The organism is Nocardia miyunensis NBRC 108239 (genome assembly GCF_001613065.1).
Classification (GTDB): Bacteria; Actinomycetota; Actinomycetes; order Mycobacteriales; family Mycobacteriaceae; genus Nocardia; species Nocardia miyunensis.
In genome coordinates this window covers 36,526-57,355 of the sequence record NZ_BDBQ01000072.1, presented here as the reverse complement: position 1 = coordinate 57,355, position 20,830 = coordinate 36,526, and the positions used below count along the sequence as shown (strand labels likewise).

19 protein-coding genes and 1 tRNA gene are annotated in these 20,830 nt (G+C 66.0%); 11 read left to right on the top strand and 9 right to left on the bottom strand.

The genetic code is table 11. The features are described 5' to 3' along the window. The first annotated feature begins 80 nt into the window (after positions 1-80). From NM2_RS29905 to NM2_RS29880, 5 genes are all read left to right on the top strand, one after another. Positions 81-1,085, top strand: coding sequence for an ABC transporter substrate-binding protein (locus NM2_RS29905; RefSeq protein WP_245718279.1), 1,005 nt, complete (start codon positions 81-83; stop codon positions 1,083-1,085). 242 nt (positions 1,086-1,327) lie between these two features. Beyond that, entirely contained in the window at positions 1,328-1,570 is a 243-nt protein-coding gene (locus NM2_RS29900; protein ID WP_245718278.1) for a hypothetical protein, read from the top strand. Positions 1,571-2,123: 553 nt separating this feature from the next. Then, positions 2,124-2,564 (top strand): nucleoside triphosphate pyrophosphohydrolase family protein, encoded by a 441-nt coding sequence (locus NM2_RS29890; protein WP_174575696.1) that lies wholly within the window; start codon positions 2,124-2,126, stop codon positions 2,562-2,564. 195 nt (positions 2,565-2,759) lie between these two features. After that, on the top strand, positions 2,760-3,959 hold the full coding sequence (locus NM2_RS29885; protein ID WP_245718277.1) for a cytochrome P450 family protein: 1,200 nt from the start codon (positions 2,760-2,762) through the stop codon (positions 3,957-3,959). Between the two features lie 182 nt (positions 3,960-4,141). Beyond that, positions 4,142-5,416, top strand: coding sequence for a cytochrome P450 (locus NM2_RS29880; RefSeq protein WP_169816255.1), 1,275 nt, complete (start codon positions 4,142-4,144; stop codon positions 5,414-5,416). A 149-nt stretch (positions 5,417-5,565) separates the two neighbouring features. Here NM2_RS29880 and NM2_RS29875 read toward each other — a convergent pair whose 3' ends face one another. Next, positions 5,566-6,396, bottom strand: coding sequence for an HpcH/HpaI aldolase/citrate lyase family protein (locus tag NM2_RS29875; RefSeq protein WP_067675597.1), 831 nt, complete (start codon positions 6,394-6,396; stop codon positions 5,566-5,568). Positions 6,397-6,586: 190 nt separating this feature from the next. Here NM2_RS29875 and NM2_RS29870 point away from each other — a divergent pair, with 190 nt between their 5' ends. After that, positions 6,587-7,243 carry a GntR family transcriptional regulator gene (locus NM2_RS29870; RefSeq protein ID WP_084531697.1) on the top strand — a complete coding sequence of 219 codons (657 nt, stop codon included), beginning with the start codon at positions 6,587-6,589 and terminating at the stop codon, positions 7,241-7,243. A gap of 312 nt (positions 7,244-7,555) precedes the next feature. On the opposite strand, the gene NM2_RS29865 is transcribed toward NM2_RS29870, so the two are convergent. Further along, positions 7,556-7,975, bottom strand: coding sequence for a hypothetical protein (locus NM2_RS29865; RefSeq protein WP_218026016.1), 420 nt, complete (start codon positions 7,973-7,975; stop codon positions 7,556-7,558). Positions 7,976-8,146: 171 nt separating this feature from the next. Then, positions 8,147-9,202: a medium chain dehydrogenase/reductase family protein gene (locus NM2_RS29860; protein WP_067675590.1), complete on the bottom strand. Its 1,056-nt coding sequence runs from the start codon at positions 9,200-9,202 to the stop codon at positions 8,147-8,149. Between the two features lie 106 nt (positions 9,203-9,308). Between NM2_RS29860 and NM2_RS29855 the strand changes: the two genes are divergently transcribed. Further along, positions 9,309-9,950: a TetR/AcrR family transcriptional regulator gene (locus NM2_RS29855; protein ID WP_067675587.1), complete on the top strand. Its 642-nt coding sequence runs from the start codon at positions 9,309-9,311 to the stop codon at positions 9,948-9,950. A 25-nt stretch (positions 9,951-9,975) separates the two neighbouring features. On the opposite strand, the gene NM2_RS29850 is transcribed toward NM2_RS29855, so the two are convergent. Then, positions 9,976-10,512 carry a nucleoside deaminase gene (locus NM2_RS29850; RefSeq protein WP_084531693.1) on the bottom strand — a complete coding sequence of 179 codons (537 nt, stop codon included), beginning with the start codon at positions 10,510-10,512 and terminating at the stop codon, positions 9,976-9,978. Continuing rightward, positions 10,509-11,024, bottom strand: a complete 516-nt coding sequence (locus tag NM2_RS29845) for a purine-cytosine permease family protein (protein WP_067675584.1) — start codon at positions 11,022-11,024, stop codon at positions 10,509-10,511. The genes NM2_RS29850 and NM2_RS29845 overlap by 4 nt, the downstream gene beginning before the upstream one ends. A gap of 13 nt (positions 11,025-11,037) precedes the next feature. Here NM2_RS29845 and NM2_RS29840 point away from each other — a divergent pair, with 13 nt between their 5' ends. Continuing rightward, on the top strand, positions 11,038-11,901 hold the full coding sequence (locus tag NM2_RS29840) for an ADP-ribosylglycohydrolase family protein (protein ID WP_067675581.1): 864 nt from the start codon (positions 11,038-11,040) through the stop codon (positions 11,899-11,901). Positions 11,902-12,140: 239 nt separating this feature from the next. Here the strand turns inward: NM2_RS29840 and NM2_RS29835 are convergent, their stop codons facing one another. Beyond that, positions 12,141-12,617: a MarR family winged helix-turn-helix transcriptional regulator gene (locus tag NM2_RS29835; protein WP_067675577.1), complete on the bottom strand. Its 477-nt coding sequence runs from the start codon at positions 12,615-12,617 to the stop codon at positions 12,141-12,143. Between the two features lie 86 nt (positions 12,618-12,703). Here NM2_RS29835 and NM2_RS29830 point away from each other — a divergent pair, with 86 nt between their 5' ends. Continuing rightward, positions 12,704-13,669: a zinc-binding dehydrogenase gene (locus NM2_RS29830; protein ID WP_067675574.1), complete on the top strand. Its 966-nt coding sequence runs from the start codon at positions 12,704-12,706 to the stop codon at positions 13,667-13,669. A gap of 400 nt (positions 13,670-14,069) precedes the next feature. Here NM2_RS29830 and NM2_RS29825 read toward each other — a convergent pair. Next, positions 14,070-14,142: transfer RNA gene (locus tag NM2_RS29825), tRNA-Lys, on the bottom strand. A gap of 247 nt (positions 14,143-14,389) precedes the next feature. Between NM2_RS29825 and NM2_RS29820 the strand changes: the two genes are divergently transcribed. Continuing rightward, on the top strand, positions 14,390-15,583 hold the full coding sequence (locus NM2_RS29820) for a L,D-transpeptidase (protein WP_067675571.1): 1,194 nt from the start codon (positions 14,390-14,392) through the stop codon (positions 15,581-15,583). 328 nt (positions 15,584-15,911) lie between these two features. Next, complete coding sequence (locus NM2_RS29815; protein WP_067675568.1) at positions 15,912-16,484, top strand: hypothetical protein; 573 nt, start codon at positions 15,912-15,914, stop codon at positions 16,482-16,484. A gap of 15 nt (positions 16,485-16,499) precedes the next feature. On the opposite strand, the gene NM2_RS29810 is transcribed toward NM2_RS29815, so the two are convergent. Both NM2_RS29810 and NM2_RS29805 read right to left on the bottom strand, forming a co-directional pair. Next, positions 16,500-17,498 (bottom strand): acyltransferase domain-containing protein, encoded by a 999-nt coding sequence (locus NM2_RS29810; protein ID WP_067675565.1) that lies wholly within the window; start codon positions 17,496-17,498, stop codon positions 16,500-16,502. Between the two features lie 22 nt (positions 17,499-17,520). After that, positions 17,521-20,643, bottom strand: coding sequence for an MMPL/RND family transporter (locus NM2_RS29805; RefSeq protein WP_067675562.1), 3,123 nt, complete (start codon positions 20,641-20,643; stop codon positions 17,521-17,523). Positions 20,644-20,830: the final 187 nt, after the last annotated feature.

The window sequence follows — 20,830 nt, the reverse complement described above, 5'->3', positions numbered from 1 at the left end:
ACTGCACCCATCGTCCGCACGGCGTCTCGAGAGGATTTGTTGTGAAGCCGAACCGTTTTCGGAACTCCCGTCTCCGTGCCGTGGCCGTGTTGGCCGCGGTCGCCGCCCTGAGCCTGCCGCTTACCGCCTGCGGGAAGGGCGATTCGGTGCAGTCCGAAAACGGCGTCACCACGCTGCGATACCTGGGTTGGGCCGATCAGGTGCTCCTGCCGGAACTGGCCGAGAACCTCGGATATTTCAACGGCAAGGTCAAGCTCCAGTGGCAGGGCACCACGACCAGCGGCCCCGCGGAGATCCAGGCCGCGGCCACCGGCCAGGTCGATTACGGCGGGGCCTTCGCCGGTGCCGTGGCGAAGCTGATCAGCGCGGGCGCGCCGGTCACGGCCGTGATCAACTATTACGGGTCGGACGAGAAGCAGTTCCAGGGCTACTACGTGCGCGACGACAGTCCCATCCACACCGCCGCGGATCTGGTCGGGAAGAAGGTCGGCGTGAATACGCTGGGCGGCCAGAACGAGGCCGATATCCACGACGCGCTGGTCAAGGCCGGTCTGAGTCAGGATCAGGTCAAATCCGTCCAGCTGATTCCGCTGCCGCCGCCGAATATCGAGGACGCGGTGCGCAAGGGGCAGGTGGACGTTGCCTCGTTGAGCGGGCAGTTCCAGCAGCGCGCGCTCGCCGTCGGCGGTCTGCGCCCGGTCTTCACCGAACTCGACGAGTTCGGCGGGCCGATCGACGGCGGGCCGTACGTCTTCCGCAACGACGTCATCGCGAAGCACCCCGATGCGGTGCGGACCTTCACCACCGGCGTCGCCAAGGCGATCGAATGGGAGCGCGACACCCCGCGGGACCAGGTGGTCGCCAAGATGAGTCAGATCATCGAAGCCCGGCACCGCGCCGGTGAGGACACCAGCACCCTGAAGTACTGGCTCTCGGTCGGCATCCCCGCCAAGTACGGCGTCATCTCCGACCAGGACTTCACCCGCTGGGAGAGCTGGCTGCGCGACACCGGCGCCATCCACGGCAAACTCGACGTCAGCAAGTTCTACACCAACAAGTACAACACGTTGGCCGCGCATTCGTAATACATAGCGGGACTTGATAATCCGGTGCGATGAGTCAGGTACTCATCGCACCGGTCCGTCCGCGTCGACTGAAATCCCCTGGTGTGCAGACGAAATCGCCGGTTGCTCAGTCGGTGGGTTGGTAGCCTGGATCGAGAGAGGCCGTGGTGCCCAGAATTATCGCTGCCTCAGCGGAATCCTGCGAGGCCGCCGAGGATTCCGCGCGAGCGTTGTCCGAGCTGCCTCGGCGCTGGTGTGAGACCGTGCGTCCCCGGGCCAACTCCGCCGACGGGTTGCTGATCGAATCATTGCTCGGCACACCAATTTTCAACGCCGACACGGCGCAAAAGATCACCGGTACGTCGGATGCCAGCACATACCGTGCGCTCAACAGCTTGACCGACGCAGGCAAGCGAAACCGAATCTGGGCCGCAGTGGATGTGCTGGCCGAACTCGACGCGCTGAGTGCTGCGATCAGCAAGCGCACCACAGAGCATTTGCGGTGATCGAGATCGGAGTCTGTGGCGACGACGCCGGTCGCTCGCTGTCCTCATGGCGGGTCGAACGGGGTGCGGCCGAGAGTCCCGAGTCGGGTTCAGCGGCGGAAAGCCGCCTTCGGTGTTGATGACTTGTCCTGTGATCCAGGAGGATTCGTCGGTGGCGAGCCAGGAGATCAGGCGGGTGGGTGCGTCGGGGGCGGCGAGGTCCAGGCCGAGCTGGTGTACCGCCGCGCCCTCGGGATGGAGCTGGGCGACATCGTCGGCAATCGCCTGTGGTCCTTCGGGGTCCGCGCCCCACGGCTGGTCCGCGTCGTGTGGTGCGTAGTGATGCAGGAACAGGCTCGCGCCCGACGCTGCCAACCGGCGAGCGATGGCACGACCGATACCCTGACGTCGGCTCACGCCGGTGAGCAGCGGTAGCGGATCGCGGCGCAGCTCGAGGGGAGCGGGGTCGATGTGGGACACCATAATAGTGTCGTGCGATGGATGGTTCGCTGTCCGCTGGATTTACGGCGGATATTCGGCCGACCAGGTATGACCGAGCTGAGAGGGGGAGCCCGTGGACTGGAAGACGCTGGGCGCGCAACTGGACGAGGTGTCTCGGCGATATGCGCAGCAGCACGATTTCCAGCGGACGCCCGAATGGCTGGTGTTGAAGATCGCCGAGGAAGCCGGTGAGCTGGTGCAACAGTTCCTCGCCGCGACCGGGCAGGGGCGTTCCCGCGGCAAATCGCCTGCTGAGCTGAACGATGCGGTGGACAACGAGATCGCCGACCTGCTGGGGCACACGATCCTGCTGGCTCACCACCGCGGCACCGACCTACAGGCGGCACTCGATCGTAAGTGGTTGTGGCGCATCGCGAACGAATCTCCGCCGCGGTCGGTGGAACAGCGGACCGTGGAAGGTGCGACCGCGGTTACGAATCTGCCGGATATGTTGCAGGCGCCGAAAACCGACAACTCGGGAGCCTCGCACATCGCGCCGAGTGATGACGAGTAGTGTCGCGTGATAAGCCACTCGACTGGGTCGTAGGTGAGACCGTTGAGCGGCCGTGAGTTCCGTCGAAGATGACGTGAATTTGCCACTGCGCGATAGCATTACAGCCGCACTCAACACGGGCGATCAGTTTGGAGTCGATTCTTGAGCATGCCCAGCCCCGGACCGCGGACCTCGTCCTGTCCCGTCGGACAAAACGTGCCGTTCGGCAGCGACGACGCGCGGTTCCTGTTGTGGCAACCGGAATTCGCCAGTGATCCGTACAGTTACTACGCGCGAATGCGCCGAGTCAATCGGTCCATGGTGCCTGTGGAGCTGTCGCCCGGAGTCCCGGCGACGCTGGTGGTCGACTATCGGACCGCCGTGCAGATCCTCAACGATCCCGAGCACTTCCCGGCCGATCCGCGAACTTGGCAGAGCACCCTGCCCGAGGACTGTCCGATTCTTCCCCTCGTCGGATACCGGCCCGTCCCGGCTCGTACCACCGGCCAGGAGCACAACCGGTTACGGGAGGTTCACACCGCGGCGATGCGCGGGGTGGATCTGCTCGCCATGCACTCCCATATCGAGAAGCTCGCCATTCCGCTGATCAACCGCTTCTGCGGAGACGGGCACGCCGATCTGATTCAGCAGTACAGCTTTCCGCTCTCGTTCGCCGCCTGCAATGTTCTCCTGGGCTGCCCGCCGTATCTGGGTGATCGGATCGCCGAGGGGATGGCGAAGATCTTCGAGAACGTCGATGCCGCGACGGGCAATCAGATCGTCGGAGCGGCGCTGATGGAACTGCTCGAGCTCAAGCGCAGTCAGCCCGCCGACGACGCCGTCACCCGGATGTTGCAGCATCCGGCCGCGCTGTCCGACGAGGAGATTCTGCACCAGATCAACAGCCAGTACGGTGCGGGCATCGAGATCCAGCAGACGCTGATCGCCAACTGCCTGCTGCGGATCCTGTCCCACGGCAGCGTCGGCGACAGCCTGCTCGGCGGCAGCATATCCACCCGCGATGCCCTCGACGAGGTGCTGTTCACCGATCCGCCGATGGCGAACTTTCTGCTCACCTATCCTCGCCAGCCCATCCTGATCGACGAGGTGTGGTTGCCCGCCAATCAGCCGGTGGTCATCAGCATCGCCGCGTGCAACAACGATCCGCGGGTGCAGAGTAACGACCGCAGGGGCAATCGCTCGCATCTGTCCTGGGGCCTGGGTAACCACAGCTGCCCGGCGCAGACCGTCGCGTACATGATCGCGCAGGACGCGATCGACCAGTTGCTCGACGCCCTCCCGGAAATGGAGTTGGACTTCCCGAGCGGCGCGCCCGTGTGGCGGCCCGGTCCGTTCCACCGTTCCATGACCGAGCTACCGGTCCGTTTCAGCCCCAGCCCGCCGCTGAACTTCTAGCCGCCCGCGCGTCGGCGGTCCAGGTCGGAGCTACCGATCCGCTACGGACCACCGGCGTGCCGGACCGGCCGTTGCGGGCCGCGATGGGGAGCGGATTCTTTTGTGCCCCAATAGAGTTGGTGCTAGCGTGCGGGCCGCAGGTACTCTTTGAACGCGATCGCAAGATGAGGTGGGGTTCGAGCATGACCACAGACATGTCCATAGACATGCTGCGCACTACTTATCGCCGGGATTACGACCCGTACAGTTCGACGACCATCGGCGACCAGTTGGCGGAACTCGCGCAGCGCCGGGAGGTGCAGCCCATCAGCTATTCCGCGCGCGGCAACGGATGCTGGGTGCTGACGCGTTATGACGACATCTCCAGCGTGCTGCGCCGCAGCAACCGCGGTTTCATCAGCTTTCCCAACGATCCGGACGGCATCAACTCCGCCGGTTCGGAGGAGGGGATGATCCCGATCGAGATCGACGGAGCCCGCCATCGGCAGTTCCGATCGGTACTCGAACCAGCGTTCGCGCCCAAGCGGGTGGCCGAACTCGAGGACGGTTTGCGGGCGTGGGCGAATCGGTTGATCGATGCGTGGATCGCGGACGGCGAATGCGATTTCGGCGCGGGTTTCGCGTTGCTGTTCCCGAATGTCACCGTCATGAAGATGATGGGCTGGCCGGAGGATGACGTCGAGCGGCTGAACCGCTGGGTCGACGTCGTGATGCACGGCGTGCCGAATGTGTCGCAGGACGAGGCCAATGCCGCGCGGGGCAAGGCACACGGTGAAATTCGCGAGTACATGTTCGCGTTGATCGCGCAGCGCCGCGCGGAACCGTCCCGCGAGGACGTGACCTCGGCGGCGCTCGAGGCCGAGATCGATGGCGAGAAGCTTTCGGACGCGGAGTTGTTCGACCTGTTCCTGCTGATGATGCTCGCGGGCCTGGACACGGTTCAGAGTGTGCTGAGTCAGGCGATAGTGCACCTGGCGGGCAATCAGGAGAAGTGGGACCGGATGTTCGACACGCCCGAGATACTCGCCTCCTCGGTAGAGGAGTTCCTGCGCTGGGCCACTCCGCCGGTTCCGACCCGCACGATCAACCAGGACGCGGTCCAGGTGGGTGAGCTGACGCTGCCGAAGGGCGAACGGGTGCATTTCCCCCTCGCCGCCGCCAACCGCGATCCCGCCTACTACGAGCGTCCCGACGAGGTGATTCTGGACCGCTTCGTCAGCACCGAGACGAAGCCCCATGTGGCATTCGGCCTGGGCCCGCACCACTGCGTAGGCGCGCCCCTCGCCCGACTGGAACTGCGCATCGCCTTCGAAGAACTCCACCGCCGGATCCCCCGTTTCACCCTGAAGCCCGATCACCACCCCCAGGAACACCTGGGCCTGGCGTGGGGCATCGACAACGTGCACATCCAGTTCGAACCCGGCGAACCCGAAGTGCATTCGCCGAACCAGGGGTAATCAGGGCAACCGGGTTGATCGTCGCGGACCGTCCGGTCCGGGCGGTCGACCCCGCCGCTGCCGGAGGTGGTGTCGATCGCACCCGACAGCGTGGTAGGCACGCCGCTCAACCCGTCCCGGCCGGGACGGGTGCGTCGGCCTCGTGCTGATCAGGCTCCGGCGAAGACGTCGGTCATGTGGTTGATCCGGTGGGCGCGTGCGAGTTTGGGGAGATCGCTGCCGTCGGCGACGCGCTCGCCCGCGGGTCCGAGTCGATCGATGGTTTCCGCCGCCCAGGCGACCTCGTCGGGCTGCGGGCTCAGTGCGCGGTTGACGACCGCGGTGTCGCGAGCGTGCATGCAGAGCTTGCCGCTCATCCCCATCGACTTCGTCACCGCCAGTTCCGCGGGCAGGTCCGCAGGTCCGGTGACGCACGGTCCATCGATCGGCCCGGCGATGTCGGCGGCTCGGCTGGCCACGACCAGGCGGCTGCGCGCATAGCCCAGGGCGTCCGCGCCGACGTTGGTGTCCCGGCGGAAATCGCCTGTGCCGAAAGCCAATCGGATCGTGGCATCGGCCGAGGCGATATCGAAGGCGAACTCGATGCCGCGCGCCGATTCGACCAGGGCGAGAACCGGAATGCCGGGGAGTTCGGCGGCGGTGCGATCGACCTGCTGCCCGGATTCGGTCTTGGCGAGCATCACGCCGCGCAGGCCGGGCAGGTCGCGCAGAACCGCGAGGTCGATGTGCCAATCCGCGGTGGTGATGTTGTTGATCCGCACCCAGCCGCTGCCGCCGGCGGTGAGGAAGTCGGAGACATGTTCGCGGGCAGCGGTTTTCGCGGACGGGATCACACCGTCCTCGAGGTCGAAGATGACGGCGTCGGCTGCCGAATCGATGGCGTCGTCGAATCGATCGGGGCGCGACCCCGGGACCAGGAGCCAGGAGCGAGCGTGGATCGCCGGGACTGAGACGGTCTGCGGCGCGGACGTACGGGTCATTCGGGTTCTTTCCTCTCGGCGCTCAGCTGTCCCGCTGCGCGGATTCGAATCGGTACGCCAACCGCGTCGAACAGTACACCACATCCAATATATTGGATGTGGACAGGGTCACTCCATGCCGTGCGTATCCCGGGAGTTTGTCGGCCGTACAGTATCCAATATGTTGGGTGACCGGGTGGAGCGGCGACGCATGAGCGATGTGGCGTTCGATCGGATCTGCGATGCGATCGTCACCGGTCAGCTCGCGCCCGGTTCGAAGGTTCGCGACAGCGATCTGGCAGATCAGTTGGGCCTGAGCCGGACTCCGGTTCGCGAGGCCCTGGCCCGGCTGATCGATACCGGACTCGTCGAGGCCAAACCCGCCGCATTCACCCGGATCACTCCGCTGCACCGCGCGGACGTCGAAGCGACGCTGGCCGTCCTGGAGGTACTGGATCAGCTGGCCGTCCGAACCGGTGTCCCCAATCTCACCCCCGACATGATCGCCCTCATGCGCACCGCCAATGACGATCTCGCACAGGCGATCAAGGCAGACGATATCGGCTCCGCCCTGGCCGCTGACGACATCCTGCACGGCGTGATCGTCGACGCCGCCGGGAACCCCTTGCTCAAGCGCCTCATCCAACAGGTCCACCCGCAGATCCACCGCATCTACTACCGCAAGTTCTCCAGCCTCCGCGGCTGGCAGGACGCCCTCGAACACCACGACAACCTGATCAAACTGTGCGCGGCGGGCGACAGCGCCGCCGCTGCCGAAATCTCCTCCCAGCACCGCCGTTTCCTGGGCGGCCTGATCGGCGAACTCTTCGATATCGACGAGGACGGTTCTACCGATCCGTCGCAGTGACAGGCCGGTCCGCTCGACCAACGCTCCATCGCGGAGGGGCGAGATTCGAACTCGCACAGGCTGTTCGCCCGGCCACTCGGCAAGTCGCCGGTTCATCGATTCGTCCGGCTTTCCCGGAGAAGCGATTACGCGTCGGGGTGATCGACTGCTCGGGCATCATCGGGCGAAGATGCCGCGAATACATTGCGATGCAAGCGACTTCATTCATCGATCACAGTCTGCACGATTAGGGTGCGGCGGATAGCCGGAAACCCAGTCGCCGCTGGGCCGACTGGGCGGGGGGACAATTCTCCGGCGCTTGTGCCCGGGGGATCAGGCGTCGGTGAGGCGGCGGCTTTCCAGGACGGTCCCGACGATGTAACCGCCGCCTCCGAGGATGGCCAGGATCGAGAAGAAGACGGGGGAGCTGAACCAGCACGCGGCGGCGGAGATCAGAGTCAGCCAGCTGCCGAGACTGTAGTGCAGGATGTTGCGGCGGTGGGCGCCCTCGGCGATGTAGATCAGCCCGACCATGAGGCCGGAACCGGCGGGCCAGAGCCAGGTCGCCAGACCGGGGTAGTCGAGGCTGGACGTGAGTCCCGTGATGGCCAGGCACAGGGCGGCGAAGGCCACGATCCAGGCCAGGCCCAGGAGCCTGGCGCTGAGTATCTGCGGTTGGCCGGCGCCCCGCTGGGAGCGCTGAGCTGCGATGACGGCGCAGACGGTGCCGATCGCGATGCCGGTGAACAGCAACGTTGTCGGCAGCCATCCGGGGAGGTGGATCAGTGGATCCGTACCTTGGGACAGCGCCGCGGCGCCGTGTCCGATGACGTAGGCGAGTCCGAAACTGACGTAGGTGGCGCGATTGTCGATTCAGCGCGGTCAGTCGGGCCGCTGCCGGTCGACGAGGAGCCGCGGGTGGTGTTATGCCTGATCCGCGTCCGGGACGATGACGACTTTGCCTGCGACGGTGCGGGATTCGGCGAGCGTCAGGGCGGATGCCGCCTCCGACAGCGGGAATCGCGCCGCGATCTGCGGGGTGAGCACCCCGTCGGCCAGCAGACGCAGCACCTGGGTGAGGTCCTCGCGCAGACGCGCCTGGAATGACGACGGGCAGCGCCGCCCGGCCCAGAAGTTGTAGAAGTGCGCGGATTTGCCGTTGGGCAGGGCGTTCCACACCCCGAGCTGCCCGAACAGCTTCAGGACCGGCAGCCGCGAGTTGCCCTCCTCGTCCTTGGTCGCCGCCGTGCCGTAGGACACCAGCGTCCCGCCCCGGCGCAGCAGCCGCCACGACTCCGCCACCGCGGGCCCGCCGATGTGGTCGAACACCGCGTCCACGCCGTCCGGTGCGATCTCCCGGATCCGGCCGTACATATCCGGGTCGCGATAGTCGACCGGCGTGACGCCCAGCTCGCGCAACGCGTCGTGGTGGCGCGGCGCCGCCGTGCCGATGACGGTGATCCCGGCGTGCCGCGCCAGTTGCACGAGGGTCGACCCGACGCCGCCGTTGGCCCCGAGCACCACGATGGTTCCACCGGAGCGAACTTCGGCGGTGCGGTGCAGCATCTGCCAGGCGGTGATCCCGTTGACCAGCACGGTCGCCACGGCCGCCGGATCCATGCCGTCCGGTACCGGCAGCAGGTCGGTGGCGTCGACGAGCAGGTGGCTGGCCCACGCGCCGGTCTTGGTGACCGCGGCGAACCGGCGTCCGATGAGTGAGGCGTCCGCACCCGGGCCGACCGCCGTCACGGTGCCGACCACGTCGTAACCGGGGACGAACGGAAAGGGCGGCTGGTCGAAGTACTTGCCGCGGCGCATCTGCTGCTCGGCGAACGACACGCCGGTCGCGTCCATCCGCAGCACGACCTGCCCCTCGCCCGGCGACGGAAGGTCGCGGGTGGTGACCTGCAGCCCGGTCGGTTCGACCTTGCCGGGCAGGACGATCTCGGTGACGTTGCTGGTGAAGACGTTGTTGCTCATGGGATTTCCGATCTGCTCAGCTTCAACTTACAGACGTAAGGTTACGAGCGTTTCCTTGTCTCCGCAAGAGCTAACAACTGTAAGTTTTGAGGCGTAAGCTGACGGCATGGCAGAAGACGCATCAACAACAGGGGCCCGCGTTCGCAATCGCCGTGGTGAGGGCGGTCGCCTACGTGAGGAGATCGTCACGGCGGCCGCCGAGATGCTCGACGAGACCGGCGACCCCAGCGTCATCACCCTGCGATCGATCGCCCGGCGCGTCGGTATCGCCGCCCCGTCGATCTATCGGCATTTCCCCGACCAGTCGGCCATCATCCTGGAGGTGTTGCGCAATGCCTTCGCCGAGTTGGACGAATGGCTGCGCGTTGCCATGGACGCCGCAGGCGACACCCCCCGTGAGCAACTGCTGGCTTTGTGTCAGGGCTATCTGGAGTACGCGAGCGAGCACCCGGGCCGCTATCTCATCATGTTCGGCGGGACGTGGTTGCCCAATCTGAACGAGACTGCCGTAACCGCGGAGGACTTGGCGACGCTCGGCCAAGCAACCATGCGCCGGCTCACCGAAGCCCTCGAGAGCTGCGTGAACGCCGGCTGCTCGACCAGCACCGACACATTCGCCGACATGGTGGCTCTGTGGATCGGCCTGCACGGCCTTGCTCACCAGCGGCTGTCCACCCAAGCCTTCCCCTGGCCGCCGGATATCGCCGAACGCATCATCACTCCGCTCGCACACCTCACCGAGGAATGAAGATTCCGGCAGCAGCGGAGAGCGGCTACCAGAATCCGATGTGAGCGGCCGCAGCCTCTTCCTCGAGCACGGGGCCGTACACCTCGACGACGCGTTGTCCACGCGCGAAGATCTCGCGGCACGGCAGTGCGAAGGTGGGATTCTCGGGGTTGTCGCCGGTGAGGCCGAGCAGCTTTTCCTCGGACAACGCGTAGACGACCCGGCCGATGCCGGCCCAATAGATCGCGCCCGCGCACATGACGCACGGTTCGGCGCTGGTGTACAGGGTGGCGCGTGTGAGTTGCGCCGCGGTGAGGTGTTCGGTGGCGCGGGCCGCGGCGGTCAGTTCCGCGTGCTGGGTGGGATCCCCCTGCGGCGGCATCGAGTTGTTGCCGCGGCGAGCGACGACGACGCCGTTCTCATCCGCGACGATGGCCCCGAAGGGGTGTCGTCCGCGTTCCCGGGACGCGTACGATTCGGCGATCGCCTCGCGCAGCAACGCGAGTTCGGGCGCGGTAAGTGTCTGTGCGGCAGATGTATTCGTATTCACTGGCGGCTGGACCAGGGGGCGTGGCGGGGTCATGCACTGACCTTCCGGGAGACGATGGCGTAAGCGAAAACGGCTACGGCGCAGCCGATCACGTGCCCGAAGCCGCTGACATCGGGGTATGCGGCGGCGATCGGGCCGGTGAAGAGGCTTTGGCTCATGAAGGGGACGGAGGCGGCGACGCCGAGTACGGTGGCCGGCAGGGCCCAGCCGAAACGGTGTCGGCGATCGGCCAGGTGGACCGGCGTAGGCGCCGCGCCTCGGTCGCGCCAGAAGAACGCGGCGACGGTGACCGCGGCCCACGGGGCGAGCCAATAGCTGGTGATCAGCAGGAAGTTCTGGAAGGCGTCGGCGAAGGCGTGCTGTCCCACCCACCAGGCCAGGGCCGATCCGATGGTGCAGACGATCGCGACCGAGACCCAGCGCGGAATCCGCAGCCCAGCGGCCAGGGCCGCCATCGAACCCGAGTACAGATCGATCACGGTCGAGGAGAGCGTCGACAGCAGCAGCGCGATCAGCACGATCCGTCCCAGGACCGGCGGGTTCACCGACGATACGCAGATGACCCTGTTCACTGCCGAGGGTCTGCTGCGCACTGAGGTGGGTGCGGATCCTGTACCGGCGCTGCGGCAGGCGTACCTGCGCTGGCTGGATACGCAGCGCAGGGAGTCTCCGGGCCCGGATCCTGATGGCTGGCTGCTGGCCCAGCCGTTCCTGTACGCGGTGCGCGCGCCCGGCAACGCGTGTTTGTCCGGGCTGGATCGGCAAGCGCGTGAATATCTTCCGGCGCGGCGGCTCGGGGAGCCGGGGCTGGTGAACCCGCAGTCCAAGGGGTGTGGTGCTGTGATGCGGTCGGCTCCTTTCGGTCTGATCGGCCTGGGGCCCGATGCCGCGTTCACCACTGCGGCTCGAGCCGCACAGCTCACGCACGGACATCCGACCGGTTATATCGCTGCGGGCGCATTTGCTGCTTTGATCGATCGGGTGGCCGGCGGTGTCGATCTGCCGACGGCTGTACAACAGACCATTGCGCAGCTCACTGATGTGCCTGCCGCAGGAGAGACAGTTCAGGCGTTGGTGTGGGCGGTCGAAGTGTCCCAGAAGAGGCTGAACCCGATCTGGGTCGAACAGGTCGGTGGGGGTTGGGTCGCTGAGGAGTGCCTGGCGATTGCCGTGTGTTGTTCTCTGTACGCGGCCCGTTCCGGAGATGTGCGTGGCGCATTGTTGTTGTCGGTCAATCACTCCGGTGATTCCGATTCGACCGGCGCGGTCACCGGCAATCTGCTTGGTGCCAGCCAGGGGGCCGCTGCGCTTCCGCAAGATTGGGTGTCGGCCGTGGAGGGGCGTGCGGTACTCATCCGGGTCGCCGACGATCTCGTCGCGGCCTTCGGTCCGCCCGGCAACGGTCGGCATGAGCGAGGATGAGTCGAGGAGCAGTGGGTGGATCTGCTCGTCGGCGGATAGTGCGGTCCGGCGCTGCTGTTCGCTGCGCGCAGCGGTCAGCTGCTGCTCCAAGTGAGTGGTGTTGGCGGGTGAGCCGAATGCCGTGGTGATGTGTCGGTTCGGGGCGTTGGGATCTGTTGGGGGAGAAAGGTATCCGACCGGACGGAATCCCATAGCCTGAGCCGCATCCCGGTAACCCATTGCGCTTCGAACCCCAGACTTCAGTGCTGATTATTGGATTCGTCGAGCAAGGTCTGTAGTGCGCTTCGCAGTTCGGTGCGTTCGGCAGGGGCGAGCGGAGTCAGTAGGTCTTTTTCGATGTCGGCGCTGAGACGGCGGAGCGTCTTTGCTACCCGCCGACCGTGGGACGTCAGCTCGAGTACCCTGCGACGCCGATCGGCGGGATCGACCTGTCGGATCAGGAGCCCCTGCTCGACTGACGTCTCGATGATCGGCACGGCATTGCGGCGATCGATGCCCACCAGCTCGGCGAGTCGTTGCTGGCCGAGCGGGCCGGTCTCATCGAGGGCCAGCAAGAGCTTGTGCTGACTGGAGGTCAGGTCGAGCTGTGACTGGATCTCGGTCCACCGTCTCAGGACGAGTTTGCCGGCGCCCGCGAGCAGCCAGGGGATCGTGCGCTGGAAGGCGAGTGGTCCCGTCCCGGCGGGCAGCTGGACGTCGTCCGTACTCGAATCCATAGGCAGAGCCTAGCGTTTCGGCATGCGCCATGATAGACATGTCTCATGTCATGACGTGAGACATGTCTATCTGAAGGAGGTCGGCAATGCGAGCAGTTCGTTTCGATCATTACGGCGACGTCGATGTGCTCGACGTTCGTCACACCGATGATCCCGTCGCAGCACCCGGGCGGGTCGTCGTCGAGGTTCGGGCCGCGGCCGCGAACCCCGGCGACATTTACGTGCGGGAGGGGCTCGCCGAGGAAGCCTGGGCGCTGCGGGCGCGGCTTTCCGGAAAGGACTCTGATATGCCGAAATGGTCGATGAGTTTCCCCGCGGCGCAGGGCCAGGACGTGGCGGGCGAGATTGTTTCGGTCGGTGATGAGGTCGATGCCTGGCGCATAGGCGATGAGGTACTCGGCTGGTCCGAGGAGCGCGTCGCCCAGGCTGAGCTAGCCGCTGTACCTGCCGGCCACCTGGTCCGCAAGCCGACTCGGATGAGTTGGGAAGTGGCCGGGTCGATGTATGTCGCGCCGATGGCCGGCCTGGCGGGCGTTGAGGCCGTGGCGCCGCAGGCGGGCGAGACGGTCGTCGTCTCCGGTGCCGCCGGTGCCGTCGGTGTCGTGGCGGCCCAACTCGCCCGCCGGGCCGGTGCTGACGTCGTGGGCCTGGCCAGCGAGTCCAACCACGCGTGGCTACGCGACCACGGCATTACTCCGGTCACCTATGGCGACGGTCGAGCGGATCGGATCCGAGCGGCCGTCGGGGGCCGCATCGACGCCTTCATCGACACATTCGGCGAGGGTTACGTCGACCTCGCCCACGAACTCGGCGTCCCGGCGGAGCGCATCAATACCGCCGTCGATTTCCACGCGGCGATCGACGGTCGGGCCCACATCGCGGGCACCAACGATGCGGGCGGCGCCGCCGGGCTCCAGCGACTCGTCGATCTCGTCGCGGGTGGTGAACTGGAGATCCCGATCGCGGCTACCTACCCGCTGGCCGAAGTCCGCGATGCCTACCGGCGACTCGCCGACCGACACACCCACGGGAGGATCGTCCTCATCCCATAAAGCGTGGGCGCACCGATCGTTTCGTGCCTCCTGTTGTCCCAATTAGATGTGCTCGCAAGGGATGTCACGCTGGTGGCGGCCGCGTCCGGCCGGGGCGGGGTGCTTCGCCACCCGCACAACTTCAACCGCACATGGCGGGACGCGCGTGGTAGCGCGTACAAGGACGTCACGCAATACACGACCGCCGCGAAGCAGTTGGGCCACGCCCAGGAAGGTGTCACCGAGCGGCATTTACATAGCGTCGCCGCAACAGGCACCCGATTCGTCGGCTGTGCTGGAAAGGGGCCGAGCAGCGCCAACTGGCAAATAGTTCGGCCGGGAATTCTTGGTGTTTTTTGGCCAAGACTCGATAGGCCAAGACGTCGCGACCCGAATTTTGGGTCTGACCTGGGAATTTAGGTGCGCCATCAGGGACTCGAACCCCGAACCCGCTGATTAAGAGTCAGCTGCTCTGCCAATTGAGCTAATGGCGCTGGTGCAGTGTTCCGTTCCGGGGCCCTCGGGCTCCGTTCCGGTGCGAGGGAAACCATAACAGTTCGGTGCTTGGAACGTGAAATCGCCTGGTCAGGGTGGGTGGGGGTGATGGGATCGTCGTGTTTGCGGGGTTGGGGTGGGTTCGGCTGGCAGTATGAGGGGCGCGTGGTCTCGGTTCATCCGTGTGGGTGTCTGGTGAGTTGCGTAGCCGGTTTCCGGGTGCGCCCGACTGGAACGGGGTTGCCTATGCGCACAGGGCGGCAGGGGAGTCGGGGGCTGTCGTATCTCGTGGTGCTGATGGTGGTTGCGTTGGTGGCGGGGTGCGCGGCGAATGCGCGGGGACCGGGGGCCGCCATCGAGCGGCGGCCGATGCTCGACATGATCACGCCGAAGATCGTCGCGCCGGTCGCGGACGGTGCGGTGAATGTGCCGGTGGCCGATCCGGTTCGGGTGCGGGTCGACGACGGCGTGCTCACCGGCATATCGCTGCTGAATCCGGAGGGGCGGCCGGTGCCGGGGCGGATCGCCCCGGACGGGCGGTCCTGGCAGGCCGACGAGCAACTCGGGTTCGGGCGGACGTATCGGCTGCGGGCCACGGCGATCGGCATCGGCGGCGGCGCGACCAGGACGGCGAGTTTCACCACTATGCAGCCGCGCAAGCGCACGCATCCGTGGCTGCTGCCGGGGGAGAACGAGGTGGTGGGTATCGGTCAGCCGGTCGCGGTGCAGTTCGACGAGGACATCCCGGATCGTCACGCGGTGCAGAATGCGATCGAGGTGACCACGACACCACCCGTGGAGGGCGCGTTCTACTGGGTGAACAAACGCGAAGTGCGTTGGCGGCCAGAGCATTTCTGGGCGCCGGGCACCCGGATCGGCGTCAACGTGAACACCTACGGTCGCGATCTGGGCGGACTGATCGGCGACAGCGATATCCATTCCCGCTTCACCATCGGCGATCCCATGGTCTTCACCGCCGACGACAACACCAAGATGGTGACCGTCGAACACAACGGCCGGGTGGTGCGGACGATGCCGACCTCGATGGGCAAGGCCTCCTCGCCGACCAACAACGGCATCTACATCATCAGCGACCGTTTCGATCACATGATCATGGACTCCGCCACCTTCGGCCTCGCCGCGTCCGCACCCGGCGGATACCGCAGCCGCGTCGACTGGGCCACGCGCATGTCCTACAGCGGCATCTTCATGCATTCGGCCCCGTGGTCGGTCGGCCAGCAGGGGTACTCCAACACCAGTCACGGCTGCCTGAACCTGAGTCCGGCCAATGCCCGCTGGGTCTACGAGAACGCCAAGCGGGGCGATATCGCCATAGTGAAAAACACTGTGGGAAGCACACTTTCGGGTGTGGATGGTTTGGGCGACTGGAACGTCCCCTGGCCGGAATGGAAGGCCGGCAACGTCGACGCCAACCATTGACGCGGTGCGACGCCGGCCGACACCGCCGCAGATCGGTTCGACCGCCGTGGATCGGTAGCGCAGGCCGGCTGTGTGCGGATATTCGATGCCTGTTCGCTGTCGCGGCCACGTGCTCCGTCGGCTGGCCCGCACGACCGTGTGGCGGGCGGGCCGGCACGAGTGGATGACGTCGCGGCAAGCGTGCCCGTCGTAGATGAAGCGGTCGTGGCCACGACGGCGGCGATAACCAGGACTTCAGCGGACGCCCAGTTGCGTCGTTGTCTGGCAGACTTTTCTGTAGACCTCGGGGGACGGGGCGATGATCTGCACGGGGAGGGCGGGGGACGGTATGCCGGGCTGTGAAGTCGTCCGGGCGCGGGCGGATGGCGGCGAATTCGGTGACGTCGTCATCGAACGTGCCGAGTCGCGCGTTGCGACCTGGTTCGAATCGGACGCGTCGAGGGTGTTCACGATCGAACGTCGCGGGCCGAGAACGCGGGACAATGTTCCGCTCGGCACGCGCGATGAGAATTCTCTGACCGCTGATCTGGCCGGAGAACCGGTCGGGATTCGCCCGGGCGGCGGCCGGATCGTCAAGAGGACATATCGAATTTTGATCGAATACGATTCCAGGACTTCGAGTTTCGGGCCGAAAGATCTCACGACGTGCAGATTCATCGGCGGAAACCCTTGGGAGATCGAAAAAGAATTCTGCTCACTCACCGCCTATACGGACGGCGGCGTGGGGATCGAGTGGGCTCTGCCGGTGCGCATCGCCCTGCTGAAACGAACGGTGGTCCCGCCCGAGCCCACCCCCGATGACGTTCTCATCGCATGCGGCGTCGCCGCCGCCTTCGGGACGGGTTCGTTGTCGTTGACCGCCATCGTGATGGGGCTCGTGTCGTCGGTATTTCCCAACTGAGCGGGCGGAAAGATCTCATTCGCCGTGTGCGCGGATTCGGTCGACTGCCTCGTCCAGCGCGGCTGTGCCCGGCTTGTGGCGGGTCAGGGTGGGCAGGACGAGTATGCGTTCGCCGTCGGGGCGGCGGTGGGTGCGGAGGGGGGTTTGCAGATGAGGGCGGGGGCCCACCTCCAGAAATATCGTTTCGGTTCGGGCGGCGCGGTGGGCGGCTTGTCGCAGCAGGGTGGTGGTGACGAAATGCCGGGTCCAGTATTCGACGTTCAGATCGGGGCCGTCGATGTAGTCGCCGGTCACCGTGGAAATCATCGGAACGGTGGCCGGAGCGGTCCGCACGTGATCCATCTGCTGTTGGAACAGGGTGCACACACCCGCCATGAGTGGTGAGTGGTAGGGATACGGAAATTCCTCGAGTATGTGGTAGTAGACGCCCTCGCGAGCCAGTTCGGTACCCAGGTCGTCCAATGCGGAGTCGGTGCCCGCGAGTAGCACTCCGCCCTCGGACATGACGACGGCTATCTGGATATCGCCGTGCGAGGCGGCGGCGATGTCGTGTGCGCGGTCCTCGGAGATGGCCGCGGTCGCCGTGCCGCCGATGCCGTTGGCGGCCTTCAGCGCCAGCGCCGAGGCGGCGACGAGTCGGCATGCCTCGGGGAGGGTGAGAACCCCGGAGGCCGTGGCTGCGGCGTATTCGCCGAAGCTGACGCCGACCGTCACCGAGGGGGCGATTCCGCGTTCGGCCAGCGCGAGGATCAAGCCGTACTGGATCGCGAAGATCGCGGGGCCGCCGACGGTCAGGTTCCGGTAGTCGCCCGTCCTGGCCGATTTCAGCTGCTCCTCGACCGACCAGTCCATATGGTTGTCGAACTGTCCGGATACCTCGTGAATCGCGGCCCGGAACGTCGCGTCCTCGTGCATCAGGGCCACCCCCATGCCTTCCCACAGGGCACCGTAACCCGAGAAAACGTAGGCGACGCGGGCCGCGACATCGGTCGCCGGGCTTCCGCTTTCGGTCATGACCCGATCCTCCTTCGAAATATCATGTGACACAGGCTTTATCGTCATCGCCGGATGAATCGTCGACCGATGATCGCAGGGGCTCACCGGATTTCGGTCGCCCTCGCACGACGGGCCACCAGTTGCGCGGTCCGAGCACCGCCGCGATCGCCGGTACCACGATGGTCCGCACGACCATCGTGTCGATGATCAGCCCGAGGCCGATGGTGAAGCCGACCTGGGCGGTATTGCCGACCGCGGCCGCGGTGAGGGCCAGCATGGTGATCGCGAAAACCGCACCGGCAGTGGTGATCACGCCACCGGTCGAGGTCACCGCCTGAATGATGGACGATCGGGGCGAACCGCGCAGACCCGTGCGTGACTGCAACATCCGGTCACGCACGCGCGAGGTCAGCAGGACGTTGTAGTCGGCGGCCACCGCCACGAGGATGATGAACGCCAGTGACGGCACGGCCCAGTGCAGCGGCTGGTGCAGCAGATGCTGCCAGACCGCGACGCTCAGTCCCAGTGCCGCGCCGAACGACAGGATCGCCGAGCCTACCACATAGAGCGGCACCACCAGGCTGCGCATCAGTGCGGCGATGACCAGCAGCGCGAGCACACTCGCGAGCACGACGATGGTGGCGAAATCGCGCAGCGCCATCGACCGCAGGTCCCGATAGGTGGGCGTGAGACCCGTGATCTCGACGGCCGAACCGCGCAGATCGGTCCCGCGCACCGCCTGCCGCGCGGTGTTCAGCATCGTGCCGGTGCGGTCCATCGCCTTGGTGCTGAACGGATCACCGGAATCGGTGACGATCATGCGGGCCATCCGGCCGTCGGGCGAGATGAACAGCCCGATGGCGGTCTGCAGATCGGGGCGGGACATGGCCCACTGCGGAATGTAGAAACCGCCGGTGTTTCCGGCCGCGGTGTTCCTGCGCAGTTCGCTCAGATAGTCCGATGCGGTCTTCAGGCCGGTCTGCAGGCGGGACAGTTGCGAGGTCATCAGGTTGACACCATCGTCGACCCGGGTGGAACCGTCCGCGAGCTGCCCGCTGCCCGCGACGAGTTGATCGGCGCCCGCGTCGAGTTGACGCAGACCGGTGTCCAGGCGACGCTGCCCGGCCAGGAGCGCGCCCGTGCCATCGCTGGCTCGGGTCAGCCCGTCGTCCAGTTGCGCCAGGCCGTCGGCCAGGCGGCGGTTGCCGTCCGCTACCTGCTGGACCCCGTTCTGGAGCCGCTCGGCGTTGGTCAGCGCCTGCCCGGCGGGCGTCGAATCCAGAAATGCCAGTAGGGATTTCGACGCCGCGCACATCGGCTGCGCATCGCAGTCCGGCGTCGCGGCCGTCTGCTGCCGGAGCGCGGCGAGATTGCTCTGCGGGGTGTTCAGGAAGGCGAGTGCCTGACCCACACCGTCCGCCAGTTGACGCGAACCCTTCGTCAGCTGATCCGCGCCGTCGCGCAGTTGCTTGGTGCCCGAACGTGCCGCGGTCAGCCCGTTGTCGAGTTGTACGTCCCCGTTCACGAGCTGGCCCGAACCGGCGACGGCCTGTTTCATGCCCGCGCTGAGTTGCTGTGAGCCCGCGTGCAGGACCCGCGCACCATCGGCCAGACGGCCTGTGCCATCGGTCAATTCGTGAATCTGCGGCTGCGCGGCGGCGAGCTGGACCACGCCGCCGGACAACCCGTCCGCCACGACTCCGGCCTGATAGCCGAGCGAGCTCTCGGGGATCGTCTCGCCCAGCGGGCGGCTGATCGACTGCACCGAGACCACCCCGGGGACCTTCGCCACGGCGGCCGACATCGATTCCAGCGCCGCGAAGTCCTTGGTGTTGCGCAGATCGTGATCGGCTGTGACAGTGACGTATTCGGGCAGCAGGATATTGCCGTGGTAGTGCTTTGCGACGATGTCGTAGCCCCGGTTGCTGTCGGTGGTGGCGCGCTGGGCCTGCCGCTCGTCGTAACTCAGATGGATGGTCGGGATGACCGCGGCGAGCAGGATGAGCCCCCCGAGCGAGAACGCCAGTGCGCGACCGGGACGCCGCACCGTCCGCACCGCGATCCAGCGCCAATACCGCGATCGGCCGGACTGTTTTCGCGGTTCGAGCATACCCAGCCGAATCGCCAGGGCGATCATCGCCGGGGTCAGCGTGAGCGCGGCCAGCAGAGTCACGAAGACGCCGATCGCGCACGGCAGACCCACGGTGCGGAACAGGCCGATCCGGGTCACCGACATGCCCGCGCAGGTGAGCGTCACGACTAAACCGGATGCCAGGATCACCGAGGCGATCCGCGGGAAACTCGTCGTCATCGCGTCGGTCGGGGCCGCACCGGTCCGCCGGGCCTCGTGGTATCGGCTGATCAGGAAGATCGCGTAATCGGTGCCCGCGCCCAGCACGATCGCCGACAGCAGCGATACCGAGAAGATCGACAACGGCATCCCGTGCATTCCGAGGAACGCCGCGGTCCCGTTCGAAACCGCAAGGGCCAGACCGATTGTGGCCAGCGGTATCGCGACCGCCGCCGGTGATCGGTAGACCGCGAACAGCACCAGCATGATGCACAGGACGGTCAGCGCGGTGACGAACGGAAGCGAGGACTCGATGCCGGAGAATTCGTCCGAGATCGTCGCGGCGGGTCCGGTCGTCAGGACGGTCAGATCCGGCGGGTGCGCGAGGCGGTCGATCGTGGCGCGGATGGAGTTCACCGACGCGATGGACGCGGATGTGCCGGAGTCGCCGACCAATCGAACGAGTGCGTAGGTCGTGGTCTTGTCCGCGCTCAGCGCCGCCGGTGCGGTCGTCGGGTTGCCCCACAGATCCTGGACGGACTGCACGTGGGCGGTGTCGTGCCGAAGCGCGCCGATGAGTTTTCCATAATAGGCGCGGTCGGTATCGTTCAGTCCCCCTGCACGATTCAATACGACATACGCGGAACCGGACGAAGTGGACTCGTGGAACGTGATTCCCATGTTCTGCAGTGCGCGCACCGCGGGCGCGTCTCGGGGGATGAAGTCCGCCGAATGGTTCGAGGCGACCGAACTGATTTGCGGGACAGCGATATTCAGCACGCCCGCCAGAACTATCCAGACTCCGATGACGAACAGTGGTCGCTTGCGAGCAACCCGCCCGAAACCTTCTATCAAGTCGAATGGGACTTTCATGCGGTCCCCACCGGCGGGAATATCGACGGCCCGAACGTATCGAGGGCCGGGGTACGATCGCCTGTTACGGACGCTGTCAGCAGCACGTATGTGCAAGTGGGACAGCGATCTTGGCACAGCATGGTGCCCACCATACGTGAGTGTCGGTCGCTTGTGCCGTTGCTCAGCGAATTCTGAAAATCGTTGG

Coding starts and splice junctions, on each gene's coding strand:
- NM2_RS29820 (WP_067675571.1), top strand. CDS start 14,390: ATGCGCACAGGGCGGCAGGGGAGTCGGGGGCTGTCGTATCTCGTGGTG.
- NM2_RS29880 (WP_169816255.1), top strand. CDS start 4,142: ATGACCACAGACATGTCCATAGACATGCTGCGCACTACTTATCGCCGG.
- NM2_RS29810 (WP_067675565.1), bottom strand. CDS start 17,498: ATGACCGAAAGCGGAAGCCCGGCGACCGATGTCGCGGCCCGCGTCGCC.
- NM2_RS29850 (WP_084531693.1), bottom strand. CDS start 10,512: ATGACCCCGCCACGCCCCCTGGTCCAGCCGCCAGTGAATACGAATACA.
- NM2_RS29840 (WP_067675581.1), top strand. CDS start 11,038: ATGACCCTGTTCACTGCCGAGGGTCTGCTGCGCACTGAGGTGGGTGCG.
- NM2_RS29875 (WP_067675597.1), bottom strand. CDS start 6,396: ATGACCCGTACGTCCGCGCCGCAGACCGTCTCAGTCCCGGCGATCCAC.
- NM2_RS29855 (WP_067675587.1), top strand. CDS start 9,309: ATGGCAGAAGACGCATCAACAACAGGGGCCCGCGTTCGCAATCGCCGT.
- NM2_RS29870 (WP_084531697.1), top strand. CDS start 6,587: ATGAGCGATGTGGCGTTCGATCGGATCTGCGATGCGATCGTCACCGGT.
- NM2_RS29830 (WP_067675574.1), top strand. CDS start 12,704: ATGCGAGCAGTTCGTTTCGATCATTACGGCGACGTCGATGTGCTCGAC.
- NM2_RS29835 (WP_067675577.1), bottom strand. CDS start 12,617: ATGGATTCGAGTACGGACGACGTCCAGCTGCCCGCCGGGACGGGACCA.
- NM2_RS29815 (WP_067675568.1), top strand. CDS start 15,912: ATGCCGGGCTGTGAAGTCGTCCGGGCGCGGGCGGATGGCGGCGAATTC.
- NM2_RS29860 (WP_067675590.1), bottom strand. CDS start 9,202: ATGAGCAACAACGTCTTCACCAGCAACGTCACCGAGATCGTCCTGCCC.
- NM2_RS29805 (WP_067675562.1), bottom strand. CDS start 20,643: ATGAAAGTCCCATTCGACTTGATAGAAGGTTTCGGGCGGGTTGCTCGC.